Origin of the sequence: Aquimarina sp. AU58 (assembly GCF_900312745.1) — a bacterium.
In the GTDB taxonomy this organism is placed as follows: domain Bacteria; phylum Bacteroidota; class Bacteroidia; order Flavobacteriales; family Flavobacteriaceae; genus Aquimarina; species Aquimarina spinulae.
The window spans coordinates 2,637,047-2,655,684 of record NZ_OMPD01000014.1 but is presented as its reverse complement, the minus strand read 5'-3'; the positions used below and the strand labels follow the sequence as shown (position 1 = coordinate 2,655,684).

The following is an 18,638-nucleotide window of genomic DNA, read 5'->3' as shown; positions in this document are numbered from 1 at the left end:
GCACTTAATAACTAACTCAAAAAAGTAACAACAAACTCAAAAAACATGGTAAATAACTCAAATCAGAATAATAATTAACCCAAATAAATATCCCCCCAATGAAAAAGTTACCTTATTACCTACTTATTTTTATGAGCTGTATTGCTATTTCCTGTAGCAAAGAAAATGTTGATCAAGTTACTCCGCCAGATACCGAAGGAGAAGTTCCTGTTATTGATCCAATAGCAGATACGCCACCAAATGTAGTGACTACTCCTTGTGATTTTGATTTATCTACTGTTGATCCCAATTCTACAATTATATTTAATTGTGTTTTAGATCTTAAAGGAGAAACGATTACACTACCTGCTAATGTTAAATTTGAATTTGATGGTGGTGATGTTAAAAATGGAAAATTAATTTTTGCCGGCGGTACTATCGCTGGTGAACTTTTAAGTTCTGAATTAGAAATCGAAGGAGATGTACAACTTAAAGAACCTACCTTTAAATTTTTTGCTTCGCGATGGAAAGGTATTGTCGAAGGAACTACTACTTCTGACATTGCCCAAGAAAATACTTTTGAGTTAGAACGATTATTTGAGTATACAAAAGGCTATGGAGCTAAAACTTTTCAGATTGGTAAGTTTGATGCTTTTTTCCAGATACACAATCCGACACCTCCATATTCTACAGTTCATCATAAAGGTATTGAAGCCGTAAATGTGCCTTCTGATTTTAACCTGGTCATGTCTGATAATACCAACCTACGTGTTTTTCCTGGTACTGCAGAACATGAAAGAGGAGCCCTGTTAGCTGTGCGAGATGCAGAAAACATTACTATATCTGGAGGAGTTTTATATGGTGATAGAGATCTAAGAGCTTATCCTCCTGGTGAATTAGCAGGACAGTATGGTTCACATACTTTGTTAATCCGTTCTGGAAGAAATGTTACCATAGATGGTGTTCGATTTGTTGACGGATCTAGTGGTTCTCTTAATATTAACTCTATTGGTTTTTCTTTTAATCCAGACACCTATAATCCTACAACCAATGTAACTGTACAAAACTGTAAATTCGAGAATAGTAGAAGAATGAGTATCGCTTTGACAGAAGGTAGAGATATCAAAATATTAAATAATACATTTACCAATACTGGTAACCCTTCTACAAATTCTGATGGTGGTGAAGTTGGATATGGCATCAATATTGAACCTACAAGGAGAAGAGATCCTGATACAGGAGAGCTTAAAGAATTCGAAAGAGTCTTTGATGTACTCATCAAAGGAAATACAGAAACTGGTAGTAGAGGCGGATGTGTTTCTATAACTATTGGTCAAACTGTAACGGTTGAAGATAATAATTTTGAAACCCAGTTAGTATTTACACATACCAATGGGACCAGGATAATCAATAATACGTTTAAAGCACTATCACCAGAAGCTAAAGAGCGCTTTGCCATATTTGCGGCAGATGGTGGTGAAACTGCTTTCAACAATATAATTTCTGGTAACACCATATCTGGATATGATTTGGGTATTGCTACCAATGCAGATGATACCGATATCACTAATAATACCATAACAGATTGTGCAATAGGATTACAGATAGGAAAATCTAAGAATTCAGAATTCAATGACAATACCATTACCACAACTGGTAATGCTATAAGTGCTACGAATTCCTTTGTACAAAATATATCTCTAAAACGTAATACAGTTAATGGAGGTCGTTTTCACGTATATTTTGCACAGCTTAATAATAAACCAGAATATGCAGATTATAGAGTAACACTAGAAAATAATACTTTTATTACTTCTAAAGCTATAAGTTTCTCTAAAGCAAATGGTGTCATATTTAAAAATAATAAGGTAGATGGTGGTTTACAAATTGGAGATGCTTCTAATATAGAAGTTTCTGGAAATACTAAAATTAGCCCTACAGAGAGTGATGGAATTCGATTATTCGGAGATAACTCATCAGTAACGTTGCTTAATAATACCATCTTTGAACCAACTGGTGCAGCGAGATTTGTATGTATAAATAACAATTCTACTAATCCAGGTGCGGTAACCGATACAGGTAATACATGTAACTAATTAGTCTAAAATATTCTATAAAAAACCAGAGTTGATATACTCTGGTTTTTTTATTTTATAACCTATTTTAATACTGTCATGATAGTATTAAACGTGAAATCGATATAAGATTTTAGTTTTAAAAAGGCGTCTCACTATAAAAAGTCACTCTGACTAATATAATAACGTCGAACTCACATTATTTAAATTTTTTAATCTGGTCTGCCAATTTTTTGGTAAATAGCTTTGCACCGTCATTATTTAAATGTGATGGATCATGAAACAATGTTGGTTTACCCATAAATTGTTGATCATTAAAAAAATCTACAAAAGGAATATTTTCTTTTTCGGCTATTGCCTTAATCCTATTAAAAGAAGTATTCATAGAATGATCTACAGTAAAATAAGTTGGGGAAGTAACAAAAACCAAATCTATATTATGATCCTTAGCAGTTGCAATAAACATATGGAGCGCGGCTACAAAATTTTGATCTATATCCTCTGCTCCTTTTTCAATTTTTGATTGAGCTTCTTCGTTTATATGTTTAGAAGGTTTAACTTTTCCAAATAATGGTCTGTATCCTTTATAATCCAGCTGGGGTGATGCATAATAACGAATAACATGCATAATTGTTGAATTGGTTTGGTATCCTTTGAAAAATAATTTAAAGTCTACCAACTTAGATTGCAATCCTAATATAGGTTTTAAATCATCTCTATAATCCGAATAATAGGGATGCAGATCACTAAGCCTATCATATGCTTCTTTAGTATGATATAAAAAATCTTCATCGATATTTAAGATCATCAACTCTGGTTGCATTCGTTTAATAATCATTTTTTGAAGCGCCACATGATATAATAATTGCTGTCCCTCTGCCCCTGCATTATAACAAGACTTTTGCATTTCTGTTTCTATAACCTCGGGTACATAATGTCGGTGGGCATGAGAGCTCCCGAATATTAATACTTTTGCATTTGTTTCTTGTATGGCATAAGTAGATCTGGCATATTTTCCGGTTTCCTGACTAAAAAACAATTGCTTAGAAATCATTCCTAAAGTAAAATCAACTATGAGAAAAATCACAAGAAATTTTCCAAGCTTGATTAATGATGTCTTATATTCTTTTCTAATCATATTTTAAAACTGAAAATAAATAAACTGACTTTTACCAAATACTCCAAAATACATAATTATATAAATCAGAACAGCATATCCTGTTAATCGTACAAATTCATACTTATGATTAGAAATCGAAAACATAGTATTGAAGTATTCTTTTTTCAATTCTACTACGACCAGAATAGCAATTGCCAAGGTTGCATATAATGAGGCAGTAATATCATCTCCACTCCCAATGTATAATCTTCCTGGCACCGTACAGATTTTTTTTATAATAAAAAAAGCATCTTCAATACTATTTGCTCTAAAGAACACCCAGGCAAAATTGATTAATATAAATGTGAGCAATACATTAAATACTCCTTTTCTTCTTTTTTTGAATACAAGAACTTCTAAAATGAGATAGAGTCCGTTTAAAGCTCCCCAAACCACAAAAGTCCAATTTGCTCCATGCCATAGCCCACTAATTAAAAACGTGATAAAAAGATTAAATAGCCATCTTGGTTTTGCTACTCGATTTCCTCCTAATGGTATGTATAGATAATCCCTAAACCATGTTGATAACGAAATATGCCATCTGGTCCAAAACTCACTTACTGATGCCGAAAAATACGGCCGCCTAAAGTTGGTCATCAAATCAAAACCAAAAAGTTTGGATGTTCCTATAGCAATTAATGAATACCCAGCAAAATCCCCATAGATCTGAAAAGCGAATAATACTGTGGCTGCAATAAAACTTAAGCCATCATGATTTTCTGTATTGTTATATACCGCATTTACATAAATAGCTGCTCTGTCTGCTACAACCAATTTCAGAAAGAACCCCCAAATCATTAATTTTATTCCGTAAGAAAAAGTTTGGTATGTAAATGTTCTTTTCTTTAAAAACTGTGGTACCAGATTGGTCGCTCTTTCTATAGGTCCTGCCACTAACTGCGGAAAGAAAGCTACAAATGCAGCAAAAGCTATAAAATCCTTAGTGGGTTGTAGTTTTTCTCTATAAATATCTATCGAGTATGACAAGGTCTGAAAAGTGTAAAACGAAATACCAACAGGTAGAATAATCTGTAATGTCCATGTACTTTGAAGTTCGTAACCTACAGAAGCAAAAAGATCAATCCAGGAATCTATAAAAAAGTTATAGTATTTAAAAAAACCCAACATCCCTAAATTAAACACAATACTTACCCAAAGCCATCTCTTTTTCACCGAAACTTCTTTAGACTCATATATTCGAGACCCTGCTGTATAATCAATAATCGTACTTAATGCTATCAAAGACAAAAAACGCCAATCCCACCAACCATAAAACACATAGCTAGCAACAAGTAATAGTACATTTTGTATCCTTAGATTTTTATACGTAACAAACCAATAGCCTATGAAAACTAAAGAAAGAAATACGAAAAAATCTATCGAATTAAAAAGCATATACTTATATTGATTTTAGCATAAGAATTAATGGTTTATTTGTTGAAGGTAAAATTCTTCAATTCGTTTTGTATTCGAAATAATATCATATCCTCCATTAACGACTTGAGGTTTATTATTTATTCTGGTATATGACATTGCTTTTACCACTTTATTTGCCCAAAACTCTGCTGTGTCTTTAATTGACAAAAATTCGATATCATTGGTTAAACTTACTTCAGTTGTGATAGTATCTGAAGCAAAAATCTTAAGTCCGGCTGCCTGTGCTTCGATAAGCGTTACCGGTAGTCCTTCATAAAACGAAGGAAATACAAAAGAATCAAATGCTTGTAATAATTCTGGAATATCTGATCGAACTCCTAAAATCATAATATCATCCTCTACGCCAAGACGTTTGGCTTCAGCAGCAATTTTCTCTCTCAAAGGCCCCTCTCCCACTAGCATCAGCTTGGCATTAGGGTGTTTTTCTATAATACGAGCAAATATCTGTATTAAGAATACATGATTTTTTTGAGTATCTAATCTTCCGACATGGCCGATCACAAATTGATCTTCAACTCCCATTTCTTTTCTGTATTCTTTTCTTGTTATTGGATCAAAAACAAATTTTTCGGTATCAATAGCATTATTCATGGTTAAAAACTCCGTGTTTTTACCAAAAAGCCATTGACCCGCTTTATCTCCACACGAAAAATAATGAGTAGCATCCTTACGGTTTTTGTTTTTCAATCGAAATTTTATCAGTTTTTTAACCGTATCGATAAGATTTTCTTTACTAGGGATTAGATCCGAAAATTTAATTTTTTCAATTGCAATATGTGCATGAACAATCCTAATTGGAATACTAAACTCTTTAGCTATTTTAATCGGAAAACAACTAAATGTATTGAGGTGAGAGTGAATAATAGTGTACTCTGTATGGGTTTTAAAAAACGCTCTTAATTCTTCATAGTATTTTCCCGGAAATATTGGATTTATTGGTGACAATCTATAAATTTTTCCTCCAAGGCTTTCAATTTCATCATCAAAATCACATTTCTCTTTTCTATGTACCAGAAAATCAAACTGAATTTTTTCTCTATCTATCTTCCTATAATAGTTCATAATCATAGATTCTGAACCTCCCCTATCCATCATAGTAAAAACCTGTAAAACTTTGATCATTTTATAATAATTATTTGTTACCGCAACAACACTACATTTTTGCTAACTATCAAATTAGATACTAATTTCTTCTTTGATGTTATTTTTTATCAATCTATATTTTCCACTTTTCTCTACTGGTATTTCGGCAACATGTTTTAGTTCAATAGCAATACTAGACCCAACACGATCTCTTAAGTTTTTTAAAAACACTTTTTCATACTCAGATGAGTATATCTGATCATCTTTTTCTATTAAAACCAAAAGGCTATCAATTACATTTTGCTGAATTTGGAATTTAATAATTCCTTTAACTCCTTTTAAACAATTAGAGATATTACCAAGATTAATCTTACCAATTTCTTCAGAGTATATATAATCTGAGATACGTCCCAAAACCTCTTTAACTAATGGATTATTATTCCCGCAATCACATGTATCATTACGATCTCCTAATTCAATTTGATCTCCTATATCATATCGTATTAACGGAGTACCATGAGTTGTAAAAGAAGTTACTACAAGTCTTCCTTTTTTACTAGGCTCATTATTTTCATTCAAAACTTCAAAAACTCCACTTTTTAAATCCATGTGTAGCTTTTTATTTTTGCATTCAAAAATAAACGGAGCTCCTTCAGAAGATGCATATTGATTGTATAGATTTGTTTTAAAATACCCTTCAAGAACATCTCTAATATCTTCTGTGATGGTTTCTGCTGTTGGAAATATTGCTGTTATAATATTTGCAGGAAAGTCTATATTGTGAGCCATTCCGTATTTTGCAATTTCATACATTGTTGAAGGAAAACCAACCATATATTGAGGCTTATACGAAATTAGATCGTTAATATAATGTTTTAGGTATTTTCCATGAATATGAAACGTAGAGTAATATCTCACTTTATGAATATGATCCGTCTTCCAGAATCTGTTTTTTTTCAGATCTCTTTTGCTTAAAAGGTTTTTACCACTAAACCATGCCGTTTTCTTACCGAGTTTGTATCCAAATTCATTTCTAAAATCATCAAGCAATGCAAATCGTTCCTGTATATCATCATGAGTATATACTACTTCTAAAGATTTCCCGGTTGTACCCCCTGTTTTAGAAAGTATACCTTCGCTTTTTTCAACTGTATAAATATCTGACAGATTATTTCTTAAGGTCTCTTTATCAATTATTGGCAGTTGTTTTATATTAGCCAAATCTTCGGGGGACTCTATCTTAGAGAAAATATTTCTATAATACTCAGAATGATTTTTTGTATGCAATATAAGTTCTTTATATTTTTCAATTTGCAGCTCTTTCAGTTCGTCTAATGACAAATTTCTTTTTTGTAAATACGCTTTCAGGAAATATTTATATTTCCCAGAATACCTTTTTTTATATGCTAAAAGATTATAGATAGAAACAATCCAATTTTGTATTAAATGTGGAGATTGTTCATAAATCTTGTCCTGCATATTTCCCATAACTATTTATTATTTAGATAAAAGTTTTGTATTTTTTCTGTATTAGATCCGATATCATAACCTGCTTTTGCAATTTTATCGCTGTTATCTTGTTTTTTATATGGTAAAATATCGAATATCTTATGTACCCAAAAACTAGTCGGTTTTTGAATCGAAACAAATTCGATATCATCGGTTAGCTTTACTTCTTGAGTAATGGTATCGGATGCCAAAATCTTAAGTCCTGCAGCTTGAGCTTCAATTAAAGTAACAGGAAGGCCTTCATAAAATGAAGGAAAAACAAAAATATCCATCATCTGAAGCAATTCTGAAATATCAGACCTAACCCCTAACATTTTAACCTGATCCTGGATTCCCAAATCATCAATTTCTTGCTCTATAGCCTGTTGTAATTCTCCATTTCCTACAAGTACTAAGATACAGTCTGGTCTTTCTTCCAGAATATTGGCAAATATTCGAAGTAGATAGGAATGATTTTTTGCATTATTAAGACGTCCTACATGTCCTATTAATACTTTACCTTCCAGATTCAATTCTTTTCTATATTTCTGATCTGTTTCTGGCTTATAGACAAATTTTTTGGTGTCTATAGCATTATTCATGGTATAAAAATCATTGTTTTTACCAAAAAGCCATTGTCCTGCTTTATCTCCACAAGAAAAACGATGCGTTGCATAGGTACTCACCTTTTTTCTTAATCTAAATTTTATGAGTTTTTTTACCGTTTCTGTGACGTTTTCTTTGTTAGGCACAAAATTTCTAAGTTTAATATTTTCAAACGCAGTATGTGCATGGGCAATTCTACAAGGGATATTAAACTCTTTTGCTATTTTTAGAGGAAAACTACTAAATGTATTTAAATGAGAATGTACTATTGGATACCCTTTATGTTCATTAAAAAACGCTCTGAGTCTATGGTAATATTCTTTTGGAAAAAAAGGATTAATTGGGTCCATGATATAGATATTTCCTCCTAAACTTTTGATTTCATCATCGAAAGCCGCTTTTCCTTTTCTATGCACCAAAAAGTCAAACTGAACTTTATCTCTATCTATATTACGATAATAGTTCATGATCATGGATTCTGCTCCTCCCCGATTCATAATAGTAAAAATCTGTAATACTCTAATTGGCCCCATTAAATTCCTTCTTTAGTTTTATATCTTATATATAGATTTAGTACTATTCCGAAAGGAATTGCGAGAATCGTGGTTATTTTTTTTGGAGATTCTTTTAAAAATGAACCATTCTTAATAAACAATGAGCTTGATACATAATGAATTGCATTTTTAAATTTATCCTTAAAGTTTGTTGCCAATTGCATTCTGCTCTTTCTTGAAAATGCAAAACCTCTGGGGTGTCGTCGATATTGTTTTAACATGTTCATACTAGAACCATCAACCATATATTCTACAACACAAAAAACTTCGTTAACTGGTAATAGCTTATAATCCTGATCGATCAATTGATATAAATATCCCAGCGGGACAAAACGTTCTCCTTCAAAAATTGGATATGGAGGGTATTTTTTGACTACTTCGGTTCTATATACCAGCTTTTTATCCCCCAATACTTTATGAGTATTATACAATTCGTACAGTGTTGTCTCTTTGACTCCTTCAGGAATTTTGGTTCCGATAATAGTTCCACTTTCGTCTGCATCTAATCCAACCAAACCTGCATATTCTGGTTTATCTTTAATAGTTTCCCAAGAATCCAATATTTTTTGAATCGCTTCTTCTCCTACAAAATCATCACTATCAATACAAACATTAAGTGTAGTTTCAATACGTCTATAGGCCGCATTATGCCCCCCGTGCATTCCCAGATTTTTTTGATAATGATACTGTATATCTATCTTATTTTCATTAATCCAGGACGCTACCAATTCTTTGGTATCATCAGAAGAGCCGTCATCAATAATTAGCCATACAAAATCTTGATTTGATTGTTTTATAAGGCTTTCATAGCACTTATGTAAGCAATATGCTCTGTTATATGTAGGAGTAAATACTGTAATTGTTTTCATCTGTTCTTTTTTATTGTTTATTAGTTGTCAGATAGAATTCACCATTGAACATTTTGGTTGGTATCAACATTGATTATCATGGCTCATTTCATACTTTTTATTGGTTAATTTGTTATCCAGAATATACGTAATACATAGCATAGGTAAACATAAAATAAACAAGTGTTATTTTTCCTATCATAAAATGGTGATCTTTAAAAAATCGTTGTTTAAGAAATGGGTAAATGACAACTAATCCCATCATAAACCATGATAAATAAGCAAATCTATTAGAGTAATTTGCTTTGATTACCAGAATCCAAAATCCATTACAAATTAGATAAGTATTTAGAAGTCTAAAATAAAAGGGGTCTTCAAAGTTTTTCTTATAAATAACATACCATCCAGCAAAAACTGCAAATGCGCTATGAAACAAAAAATCCCAGCGAAAACCGGTACTCGCAAAAGTACCTTCTTCTGCTTGAGCTGTTAAATAATCAGATAGTCTATCATCAAATCCCAGACTACTAAAAATAGACACCCAAAAACCTCCCATTGCTAATGAAAGCGGAATACAGGCTAACCATCCTTTTAGAAACACTTTGGGATCATTATAGAATCTTGTTATGGTAAAAGCTATTATAGGTAGTGACATCGTTTTATGAAAAGAAACCGATAACAAAAAGCAAAGTATCATAACTATCGTATTTTTTCTAAAACTTATTCCTAATAAAAATAAAGATGTAGCAGCTCCATTTCTAATACCATTTACTCCATACGTATAAAAAGAGAAAGAAACCGCAAACATTAAAAACGCGTAATACCAATATTCCTTAAAAAGTTGCTTAGAAATTCTATATAAGGGTAATACATATATTGCTGCTGTGACAGTAAAAAATGTACGAGAAGAAGCCACATAAGACAGACTTTTCATATATAGGTGAAAAAGCACATCGGTATCCGATGTTACTACTCCTCCTAATCTATAGTAATTAAAATACCTGGTATACGTTCTCATATCACCAAAAAACTTACCGCTTAATGGTCTTTGCCCCATATATAAAATTATATATGCCATTAACACGAAACCAGCTATATTAATAAATCCCAGATTTTTGGGATCATCCATTTTTAATAGACGAGTATGTAAAAGAGTAAATAGAACCAGAAAAAGAAATAAATTTATATATACCGGAAAATATTGCTCTACTGGAATAAAATCAAACATACTCTCTTATTTTATTGTTTGTTTCATAACTTCTTACTTCTTATCCAGTATTCTAGCAGGATTACCCACTGCCGTACAGTTATCAGGTATACTCTTGGTAACAACGCTACCAGCTCCAATAACACAGTTATCTCCTATAGTAATATCCCCTATTACAATTGCTCCTGTGTAAATAGATACATTATTACCTATTGTAGGCCTTTTCCCTTTTTCCTCTCCGATGGTTACCAAATGATTTACATAGAAATTATCCCCTATCGCATCGGCGTTTAGGATTGTACAATATGGATGTCCTGTAATAACTCCTCCTCCCAGTTTGGTAGTAATATCAATAATAAAATTTTTCTGTTTTCTACAATATAGGTTAAGAATATGTGACACCAAACTTCTCGTTCTAAAATAAAATATAGTTCTAAAATCGGGTGAATTTGCCAAAAAATCAAGAAGTAGGGCATTTTTACTCATATTCATTCCTTTTACAGAGGCCCACCGCTCTATATCCATATCAATCTTATTTCTATTTTTACTCAATTTGTATACAAATATGTGTGGAATAAGAAATATTTTATAAATGGCTATAAGTATTGATTTCATATACTATCTTATTTTACAGTGTTTGCACTTCTTATTATAGAATCACAAAGTATATTAGTAAACTCTAAACCTCCATGCTTATCCAGATGGTGACCGTCATAGGTTTTAAAATTTGTATGTGTACTCGATACATTAAAATTAAAGTACTCTATTTGATTAGATATTGCTACGGTACTCATATCCTTATCAAAGTTTTTATAAAACGAATTCTCTACAGCTACAAAATCAAGATCAATAGGCATACGTACCATATAAACATTACCGTGTTTCTTTAACTTTTTAATTAAAACATCCAAACTGTTTAATCGCAAAGAAGAAACTTCATAATTTCTTATCATTTTATCAAATAATCTTCCTTGTCTTTTCTTCCATTCATCAAAAACTTTTGGATTTGTGGGTAAGTTATTTTCTTCAAGCCACCCGTCTTTATGCATTGTTGATGTTTTTCTAAAAAGCGCTTTAAAATGAAAATAAGTTAAATTTTTAAAAAGGTATTCATAATTAGGATTCATGTTAACAAATCTCATATTATGAGGTGGTCTATCTGCTTCTCTAAATTCTCCATTAGTATTATCATTATCCTTATCAGACCCAAACATCCACGGTGTAACCGAAATAATAAAAACTCCATTTTCTGAAGTTTCATCTAATTTCTTTTCTATACTTTTATTATATAAAGGGCCAATCGGAGTTTCTGCAATTGTCAAACTATAATTAAAAATGGGTAATTCATATTTTAATTCTTTCAGCCTTTTGTTTATCACTCTTGGTTGTATACCCTGCATACTTCTAGAATCTCCTATCACCATAGATACAGCTTTTGGAGTAGTAAATTTTTGATAAAAATAATCTACATTCCCTCCATATTGTACTAACACAAAAGTGGTTATTGCCAGACAGCAAATAAAGAAAAGACACAACTTTAAAAGTAATCGTTTCATAATCATTTAAAATTGAAAGTATATAAATGTTTCAGCACTTTTTCCAAAAATTAATATCAAAACAAAAATGGATATATAAGAAATCCATCTAAGATAAATATTATAATTACCTACCTCAAAATCATGTTTCTTTTCTCTGTTTACCCATTCTATCAACATAAAAAAACCAACTAATACAATAGTAATTAATGTAGTAGACGTAAATAGGACAGAAGGCAAATCAATAATACTTAAAGAAAAAATCCCTTGCAGATATTCAAATCCTACAGAAACACTTTCTACCCTAAAGAAAACATCGGTAAGCATAATTAAAACAAACAAAAGGATCATTTTAATAATTTCTTTTACAGAAGGAAGCATTTTTCCTTTTGCCACAATTTCTGATGTATTCATTTTACCCGAAAACACTAATGGTACAAAATAAATACCGTGTAATAATCCGTAAACAACAAATGTCCAATTAGCACCATGCCAAAAACCAACTAAAACAAACGTGGTAATTATAGATATGATCAATCCCTTTTTTTGATGCCTTCTTAAGGTAAACGATAATGGAGTAAACACATAATCCATCATCCATGTTGTTAATGACATATGCCATTTTCTCCAAAAATCACTAATATTCGTCGAAAAAAACGGAGTAGAAAAATTACGCATTAATTGTATTCCGAATAGCTTAGAAACACCTATCGCCATATTAGAGTACCCAGAAAAATCGGCATATAACTGTATCGCATAGAAAAAAGTTCCTAACAGTAATGTGCTACCAGACTCATTTTCGTAATTATTAAAAATCGGATTGGCTATTAATGCACAATTTTCTGCGACAACAATTTTAGCGAATAAACCCCATAATATTTGACGTAATCCATCTACTGAAACTTGATATGATATAACTCTTTTTTCTTGAATTTGCGGAATTAAACTCGACGCTCTTTCTATAGGACCAGAAAGAATTTTAGGAAAAAATGTTACAAATACAGAAAACTCTAAAAGATTTTCACTTGGTTCTATCTCTTCATTATAAACATCTATTAGATATCCAAGAGTTTGAAATGTAAAGAAACTAATCCCTAATGGCAGTAATATTACCAGAGAGTTATATGTCGATTCACTTCCAAAAACATTTAGAATTTCATAAAACCCTTCATAGAAAAAATTAAAATATTTAAAGTATAGCAAAAGCCCAACATTAAATACTAAACCGATATATAAGAAAATGCTTTTTTTACGATCTTCGGGAGTGCGAAAGATTTTTAATCCCAAATAATAATTAATAAGTGTGCTACCTATTAATAGGACCAAAAACCTCCAATCTGCCCAGGTATAAAAAAACAAACTTGCTCCTAACAAAAAAATGTTCTGATATACTTTGGATCTATTAAAAACCAGCCAGTACAATAAAAATACTGGAATTATAAAGACAACAAAATCTAATGAATTAAAAACCACTTTTTATAACTTAAATTTTATTTTGAATTACCGAAACCAGTGAACCCAAATTTTTTAGTTTATTAAGATCTCTTAGCTTAAACCGAATACTAAATTCTTCTTCGATTTTGGTGATAATCATCATATGCGATAGAGAATCCCAACCATCTACATCTTTTGCTGTTAACTCATCATGCAACTCAAAGTTATCATGTTCTAATATAGACACCAATGCATCACTTATTTTACTCTTTATTACATCTACTTCCATAATAATATAATTAGCTCTCTAATGTTAGCTGAATAGTTTATTTAATTTTTTTCTATCTGTCTTTCCATTTGTATTTAAAGGAAAGCTATCAATAAATTTGATCTGCGTAGGAACCATATACTGCGGAAGTTTAGTTTTTAAATCATCCAACAGTTGTTTTGTTTCAAATTCTGTAGTCTCTATCACCAATCCAATTTCTGTATTCTGAATACTATTTGTAAAAGCAATGGCTACGACATTTAATCTATCTAAAGCTGCTTTAGCGTGAAATTCAATTTCTGACAATTCTACTCTAAACCCCTGAATCTTAGCTTGAAAATCAACTCTTCCCAAATATAGTATATCTCCATCATTATCTATAGTACACAAATCTCCTGTTCTATAAAACCTTGTTTTTTCTCCGCGATATTCTTTGGTAAAAAAAACTTCTTTATTCTTTTGTTCGTTTTTCCAATACCCAGGAGTTAGTTGTATACCACTTAAGCATAACTCTCCGTTTTCTCCTTCACTAACTTCGTTATTATTGTCATCGACAATAATAGTTTTGGTATTCTTCATATCCTTACCAATCGTCAAAACACCATTATGTGTTTTGTTATCCCCATTTCTTATATAGGTATAATCGGTACAAAATATAGTACATTCTGTAGGACCATATACATTAGCAATTGTAGCATTTGGGACACATGTACTCCACTCTTCGGTGACATCTAAGGGTAAAGCTTCTCCGCAAAAAAGACTGTATTTCATTGCCGGGCAATCAATTTCATCAAAATAAGGTCTTAAATAATGAAGTATAGAAGGAACCATTAATGCAAAAGTTAGCTCATGGTCTTCCATTAACTCAAATATATAGCTGTACTTAATTTCGTCTTTTGGTATTGTATATATACAGGCACCTTTAAGTATTGGGGCTAAATATGATACTACCGACAAATCAAATGTCAACTCAAACATTTGTAAGCACCTATCTGTATCTGTTATGGTATAATCTAATTCCCAGAATGCATCCATAAAACCAGATAGATTCTCAAAAGTAATGGGAACTCCTTTTGGGGTTCCTGTTGTACCAGAAGTAAAGAATATATACCCAAGATCTTCCTTAGTCACTTCTACAGGTGTTAAGTCAATTTCAGAAGTATTACATTTTTGGGTAAGAATAACATTAAAATCGGTAAAGACTTTGGTCTCTGAAGAATCAAGAATAGTCTTAATATCTGCTTGATCGATAACCGCATTATTTCTGCTAATAGGAAATTCTGGATTTAGTGGCACATAGGCTTTACCTTCCATCCATAAAGCGATTATTGAAGCATAGGTTTGAACATCATCATTAGTAATTAGCCCAATGTTAATTTCGTTCTCTTTTATTGAGGATTGAATCTCTTTTCTTATATCTGATATTACCTGAGCAAAATCTTTATAACTATAATAAGTATCACCAAAGTAAAAAGCGTTATTATTATAATTATTTTCTATAGATTTTTGTATGTCAAAAACTAAATTCATTTCAATTTATTATTAGGTTAATAATAACATCACAGTGGCTCTGTTATACTGCTGTTGTCTTAACTCAAATACTCGTTAGCTACTCTTTCTAAATTAAATTTTATTAGTAATTCATTTTTATTAGCTTCTATATTTTGTTTGTATTTAGGAGATTTTAGTACTAATTCTATCGCTTCTGCAAGTACATATTCCTCATCGATAAACTCATCTGTCAAAGGAATTCCAAGTTTATCTTTATATAGGTTTGGGGTAATTATTCCGGCTTCTACTTCTACCATTTTATCTTCAATTTTTTGAGCATGAAGACTCATCAATTCTACAATGCCATACGTGCAACAAGAAGAAACAACCGGAGTAGCTAAACACATTGCTTCTACAATTACATTAGGAGTACCTTCATAATGAGAAGCCAACGCTAACATTTTTGCATTAGCCAAATATTTATATGGATTCTTTTTTCTTCCTAAAAAACTTATATGCTCATTTATACCAAGGTTATCAATTAGGCCCTCAAGGTGTTTTAACACTCCTGCATCTCCATCCCCAATAAAAATGAGTTTTGCATCTGGTAAATTTTTTATCACCAAAGAAAATGCTTTTATCAAGTGCCACGGAGATTTTTGCGTAGATAATCTTCCAATAAAAAGCACAGAATTTGATGCTAATAATGCTCCTTCATTTTCTTCTGTAATATCTTCTAACGATCGTTTTTGTATTTCATCGACGTCATGAGGATTATATATAACCGTTAATTTGTTGGCAAATTTAAAATCACATTTTTCGATTAAATCTTCTTTAATCGCATTACTAATACAAACTACTTTATCTAAATTCCTATAGGTATACTTATAACCAAATCTGGTCATTTTACTTAGCAAAGAATTGTTACTAAGCTCTACACTTTTTAATGCGTGAATACTGGCTACCTTATAATCTTTGGTAAAAGTTAATGAACTATAGACATTAGGCATAGCACCAAATGCAATCGAATGTGTGATTTTATGTTTTTTGATTACTTTTCTAAGTTTATAAGGAATCGAAACATAGAATTTTAATCGTTCGGCTTTTGACATCTCGCTAAAATCACGATCTGAAAAACACAACTCGTCTTCATCAAAATTAATGATATCATTTTGGAGTTTTATAAATTTCACCGCTTTTACAAAATGCCCTTCTTTTTTATAAAAGTTATAAAAAGAAAATGCTAATCTTTCCATCCCTCCAACACCGCCATACGGTATGATTAGTAAAATATTTTTCATTAATTCTTACGCGTTAGATTAACAAACAATTGATCCCATTCGTTTACAACAGATTCTGGGAGATATCGTTTTACTGAATTTCGGGCTTTATCGCCCATTCTTTTTCTATCTTCTTCATTATGTATCAAAAACATAATACCTTCTGCAAAATTCTCGATATTATCTTTTTCAATCAAAATACCATTTTCTTTATCAGAAATAATATCTGATGGCCCATGAGGACAATCAAATGAGACACAGGGAACACCATATGCCATTGCTTCGGTTAATACCATTCCAAAACCTTCATACCTAGAAGACATTACATAAATTGAAGCTTCCTGATATTTGTCGGCTATATTTCTTACGGGTTCGTAAAAATTTATTTTTTCTGTTATTTTTAGATCACTGGCTATTTTATCTAACCCTTCGCTTGCATTAATGGTTCCATAAATATCTAATGTCCAATCGGGATATGTATCTGTAACCAATTTCCAGCTTTGCAATAATCTATCGTATCCTTTTTGGTAACTCTGTTTGCCTACAGCTAATACTTTTTTATTATTTAATGTACTTTGTCCTTCGGGATAGAACGACAATGGATTAGGAATTACTTTAAGGTTTTTAAAATTCCATTCTTTTAAATTTCCATTGGTTAATACTACAAAATGATCATATCTTTTTCCTCCAAAATTCATAAGTCCGAATTTCAGTTTTGTAAACATCCTACTTTTTAAGGATGGGGTAACACTTTTAATCTCGATATTTTTAGACACATGTCTTTCATAAATCATCGAACATGGTTTCCCAATCAATAATGGTACTAAAAACCCTTTTAAACCATCGTCACATACAGAGATTACATCGGGATTAATCTCTTTTACAACTTTTCTAAGTCCTTTTACATAGCTTCGCAAAAATCGAATCGGATTGCTACTAGTAACAATATCATGATGAATGATATTTGGACTAAAGTCATAAAACATTTCTTCATCTTCCTGATCTAATGTTACGATATGCACTTCATAATCTAAATGATCAGCCAGATAGCTGGCTTTAATAGATAATACACGTTCTAAACCTCCCGGGCCGAATGTTTTATTAGTTATGTAGAGTAGTTTAATCATTTATCTACTTCCTGTTAAAAGGGCATATACTTTTGGTGTTGTTTTTTGAAGCAACTTTGCACACCATACGCAAGCCAAGGTTGCTAATACAGAACTTATAAAAAATAATCCCAATAAAATAATATCATTCTCTCCAATGTATTTTACATATATCTTAGTAAAATAGGTTAATGCTACACCATGGGCTGCATATATAAAAAAACGATATCCATAAAGTGGCTTATTTGTAAGTTCATACCTTTTATTAATAAAATCATACATTGTCCAAACTGTAAAAAACCCAACAAACATGGTTATTCGTTTACAGAGTATAGCAATCATATCTGTTTCTTCATAAGCATCACGAACATAAAAATTAAGGAAAATACATATACCCCAGATGACTACCGACAGTATATGTGTTGATGTCTTAAAATTTGATATTATGTTAAGTTTTGTAATAGAAGTATATGCACCGCAGGTAAATGAAAATAATCCCAGGTATTGAAATAAATAAACATTATTAGCATAAAATAAGCTAGGTTGTTCTAAAAAGAGTAAGGCACATAAAAAAATTAAAAAATAAAACTTTAAATATTTTATTCCCAGATAAATAAGTGGAGTTACCCAAATATAAAATATGAGTTCTCTAATAAACCAAAACGTATAATTTATAGGATCAACAAATGCCAGCCACGCTTGTCTCCATAAAGGCATTTGATGCAATGGTTCTTCAAAAAAATGAGACAGCATGGGGATAAATTGGATAGCATATACAATTAAAAACCACAATCCACACCACAAAAAATAAGGAATCACCAGTGTTTTAAATCTATTTTTAATCTTTCTTTTAAATGTAAATACCGATAGGTCATGATTTCTAAAAAAAAGAAAACCCGAGATAAAAAAGAACATCGGTATAAAGATGTTCGATAACTCTAAAGCAAATAAGTACTCAATATAATAAACTACCTCTCTATTGGTTTCGATGCTCAAATTCGTTAAATTATAAGCATGGCAAACCACTACCATAAAAATAGAATAGAAAGAAAGAATACGTATCTTATTACTAACACTTTTGTCCATAG

At 31.3% G+C, this 18,638-nt stretch carries 16 protein-coding genes; 1 reads left to right on the top strand and 15 read right to left on the bottom strand.

The window, feature by feature from the left end; translation table 11 throughout:
* Positions 1-98: 98 nt before the first annotated feature.
* The gene (locus DK441_RS22830; protein ID WP_109852899.1) at positions 99-2,075 is read left to right on the top strand and encodes a right-handed parallel beta-helix repeat-containing protein; all 1,977 of its coding nucleotides are present in this window, start codon (positions 99-101) and stop codon (positions 2,073-2,075) included.
* Positions 2,076-2,253: 178 nt separating this feature from the next.
* Here DK441_RS22830 and DK441_RS22825 read toward each other — a convergent pair whose 3' ends face one another.
* The 15 genes from DK441_RS22825 to DK441_RS22755 form a co-directional block, all read right to left on the bottom strand.
* Complete coding sequence (locus DK441_RS22825; RefSeq protein ID WP_109852898.1) at positions 2,254-3,192, bottom strand: hypothetical protein; 939 nt, start codon at positions 3,190-3,192, stop codon at positions 2,254-2,256.
* 3 nt (positions 3,193-3,195) lie between these two features.
* Positions 3,196-4,608: an MBOAT family protein gene (locus tag DK441_RS22820; RefSeq protein ID WP_109852897.1), complete on the bottom strand. Its 1,413-nt coding sequence runs from the start codon at positions 4,606-4,608 to the stop codon at positions 3,196-3,198.
* A gap of 27 nt (positions 4,609-4,635) precedes the next feature.
* Positions 4,636-5,772 (bottom strand): glycosyltransferase family 1 protein, encoded by a 1,137-nt coding sequence (locus tag DK441_RS27215; protein WP_305000511.1) that lies wholly within the window; start codon positions 5,770-5,772, stop codon positions 4,636-4,638.
* A gap of 54 nt (positions 5,773-5,826) precedes the next feature.
* Positions 5,827-7,221, bottom strand: a complete 1,395-nt coding sequence (locus DK441_RS22810; RefSeq protein WP_235015812.1) for a phenylacetate--CoA ligase family protein — start codon at positions 7,219-7,221, stop codon at positions 5,827-5,829.
* A 2-nt stretch (positions 7,222-7,223) separates the two neighbouring features.
* Complete coding sequence (locus DK441_RS22805; RefSeq protein ID WP_109852896.1) at positions 7,224-8,360, bottom strand: glycosyltransferase family 1 protein; 1,137 nt, start codon at positions 8,358-8,360, stop codon at positions 7,224-7,226.
* Positions 8,360-9,250: a glycosyltransferase family 2 protein gene (locus DK441_RS22800; protein WP_109852895.1), complete on the bottom strand. Its 891-nt coding sequence runs from the start codon at positions 9,248-9,250 to the stop codon at positions 8,360-8,362. The genes DK441_RS22805 and DK441_RS22800 overlap by 1 nt, the downstream gene beginning before the upstream one ends.
* 112 nt (positions 9,251-9,362) lie before the next feature.
* Positions 9,363-10,457: an EpsG family protein gene (locus tag DK441_RS22795; protein ID WP_074406526.1), complete on the bottom strand. Its 1,095-nt coding sequence runs from the start codon at positions 10,455-10,457 to the stop codon at positions 9,363-9,365.
* Between the two features lie 33 nt (positions 10,458-10,490).
* Positions 10,491-11,051 (bottom strand): serine O-acetyltransferase, encoded by a 561-nt coding sequence (locus DK441_RS22790; RefSeq protein ID WP_051475981.1) that lies wholly within the window; start codon positions 11,049-11,051, stop codon positions 10,491-10,493.
* 8 nt (positions 11,052-11,059) lie between these two features.
* Positions 11,060-11,992 (bottom strand): hypothetical protein, encoded by a 933-nt coding sequence (locus DK441_RS22785; protein ID WP_160112245.1) that lies wholly within the window; start codon positions 11,990-11,992, stop codon positions 11,060-11,062.
* Positions 11,993-11,998: 6 nt separating this feature from the next.
* Positions 11,999-13,444, bottom strand: a complete 1,446-nt coding sequence (locus DK441_RS22780; protein ID WP_109852893.1) for an MBOAT family protein — start codon at positions 13,442-13,444, stop codon at positions 11,999-12,001.
* Between the two features lie 10 nt (positions 13,445-13,454).
* Positions 13,455-13,694, bottom strand: a complete 240-nt coding sequence (locus DK441_RS22775) for an acyl carrier protein (protein ID WP_025663544.1) — start codon at positions 13,692-13,694, stop codon at positions 13,455-13,457.
* 24 nt (positions 13,695-13,718) lie between these two features.
* On the bottom strand, positions 13,719-15,203 hold the full coding sequence (locus DK441_RS22770) for an AMP-binding protein (protein ID WP_109852892.1): 1,485 nt from the start codon (positions 15,201-15,203) through the stop codon (positions 13,719-13,721).
* A gap of 59 nt (positions 15,204-15,262) precedes the next feature.
* The gene (locus DK441_RS22765; RefSeq protein ID WP_109852891.1) at positions 15,263-16,465 is read right to left on the bottom strand and encodes a glycosyltransferase; all 1,203 of its coding nucleotides are present in this window, start codon (positions 16,463-16,465) and stop codon (positions 15,263-15,265) included.
* Complete coding sequence (locus DK441_RS22760) at positions 16,465-17,571, bottom strand: glycosyltransferase family 4 protein (RefSeq protein ID WP_109852890.1); 1,107 nt, start codon at positions 17,569-17,571, stop codon at positions 16,465-16,467. Before DK441_RS22760 ends, DK441_RS22765 begins: the two co-directional genes overlap by 1 nt.
* Positions 17,572-18,636 (bottom strand): acyltransferase family protein, encoded by a 1,065-nt coding sequence (locus DK441_RS22755; protein ID WP_109852889.1) that lies wholly within the window; start codon positions 18,634-18,636, stop codon positions 17,572-17,574.
* Between the last annotated feature and the right edge of the window lie 2 nt (positions 18,637-18,638).

Excerpts from the sequence above, each read along its gene's own strand:
- DK441_RS22795 (WP_074406526.1), bottom strand. The coding sequence starts at position 10,457 with ATGTTTGATTTTATTCCAGTAGAGCAATATTTTCCGGTATATATAAAT.
- DK441_RS22805 (WP_109852896.1), bottom strand. The coding sequence starts at position 8,360 with ATGGGGCCAATTAGAGTATTACAGATTTTTACTATTATGAATCGGGGA.
- DK441_RS22765 (WP_109852891.1), bottom strand. The coding sequence starts at position 16,465 with ATGAAAAATATTTTACTAATCATACCGTATGGCGGTGTTGGAGGGATG.
- DK441_RS22800 (WP_109852895.1), bottom strand. The coding sequence starts at position 9,250 with ATGAAAACAATTACAGTATTTACTCCTACATATAACAGAGCATATTGC.
- DK441_RS22760 (WP_109852890.1), bottom strand. The coding sequence starts at position 17,571 with ATGATTAAACTACTCTACATAACTAATAAAACATTCGGCCCGGGAGGT.
- DK441_RS22770 (WP_109852892.1), bottom strand. The coding sequence starts at position 15,203 with ATGAATTTAGTTTTTGACATACAAAAATCTATAGAAAATAATTATAAT.
- DK441_RS27215 (WP_305000511.1), bottom strand. The coding sequence starts at position 5,772 with ATGATCAAAGTTTTACAGGTTTTTACTATGATGGATAGGGGAGGTTCA.
- DK441_RS22790 (WP_051475981.1), bottom strand. The coding sequence starts at position 11,051 with ATGAAATCAATACTTATAGCCATTTATAAAATATTTCTTATTCCACAC.
- DK441_RS22755 (WP_109852889.1), bottom strand. The coding sequence starts at position 18,636 with ATGGACAAAAGTGTTAGTAATAAGATACGTATTCTTTCTTTCTATTCT.
- DK441_RS22810 (WP_235015812.1), bottom strand. The coding sequence starts at position 7,221 with ATGGGAAATATGCAGGACAAGATTTATGAACAATCTCCACATTTAATA.
- DK441_RS22830 (WP_109852899.1), top strand. The coding sequence starts at position 99 with ATGAAAAAGTTACCTTATTACCTACTTATTTTTATGAGCTGTATTGCT.
- DK441_RS22775 (WP_025663544.1), bottom strand. The coding sequence starts at position 13,694 with ATGGAAGTAGATGTAATAAAGAGTAAAATAAGTGATGCATTGGTGTCT.
- DK441_RS22820 (WP_109852897.1), bottom strand. The coding sequence starts at position 4,608 with ATGCTTTTTAATTCGATAGATTTTTTCGTATTTCTTTCTTTAGTTTTC.
- DK441_RS22825 (WP_109852898.1), bottom strand. The coding sequence starts at position 3,192 with ATGATTAGAAAAGAATATAAGACATCATTAATCAAGCTTGGAAAATTT.
- DK441_RS22785 (WP_160112245.1), bottom strand. The coding sequence starts at position 11,992 with ATGAAACGATTACTTTTAAAGTTGTGTCTTTTCTTTATTTGCTGTCTG.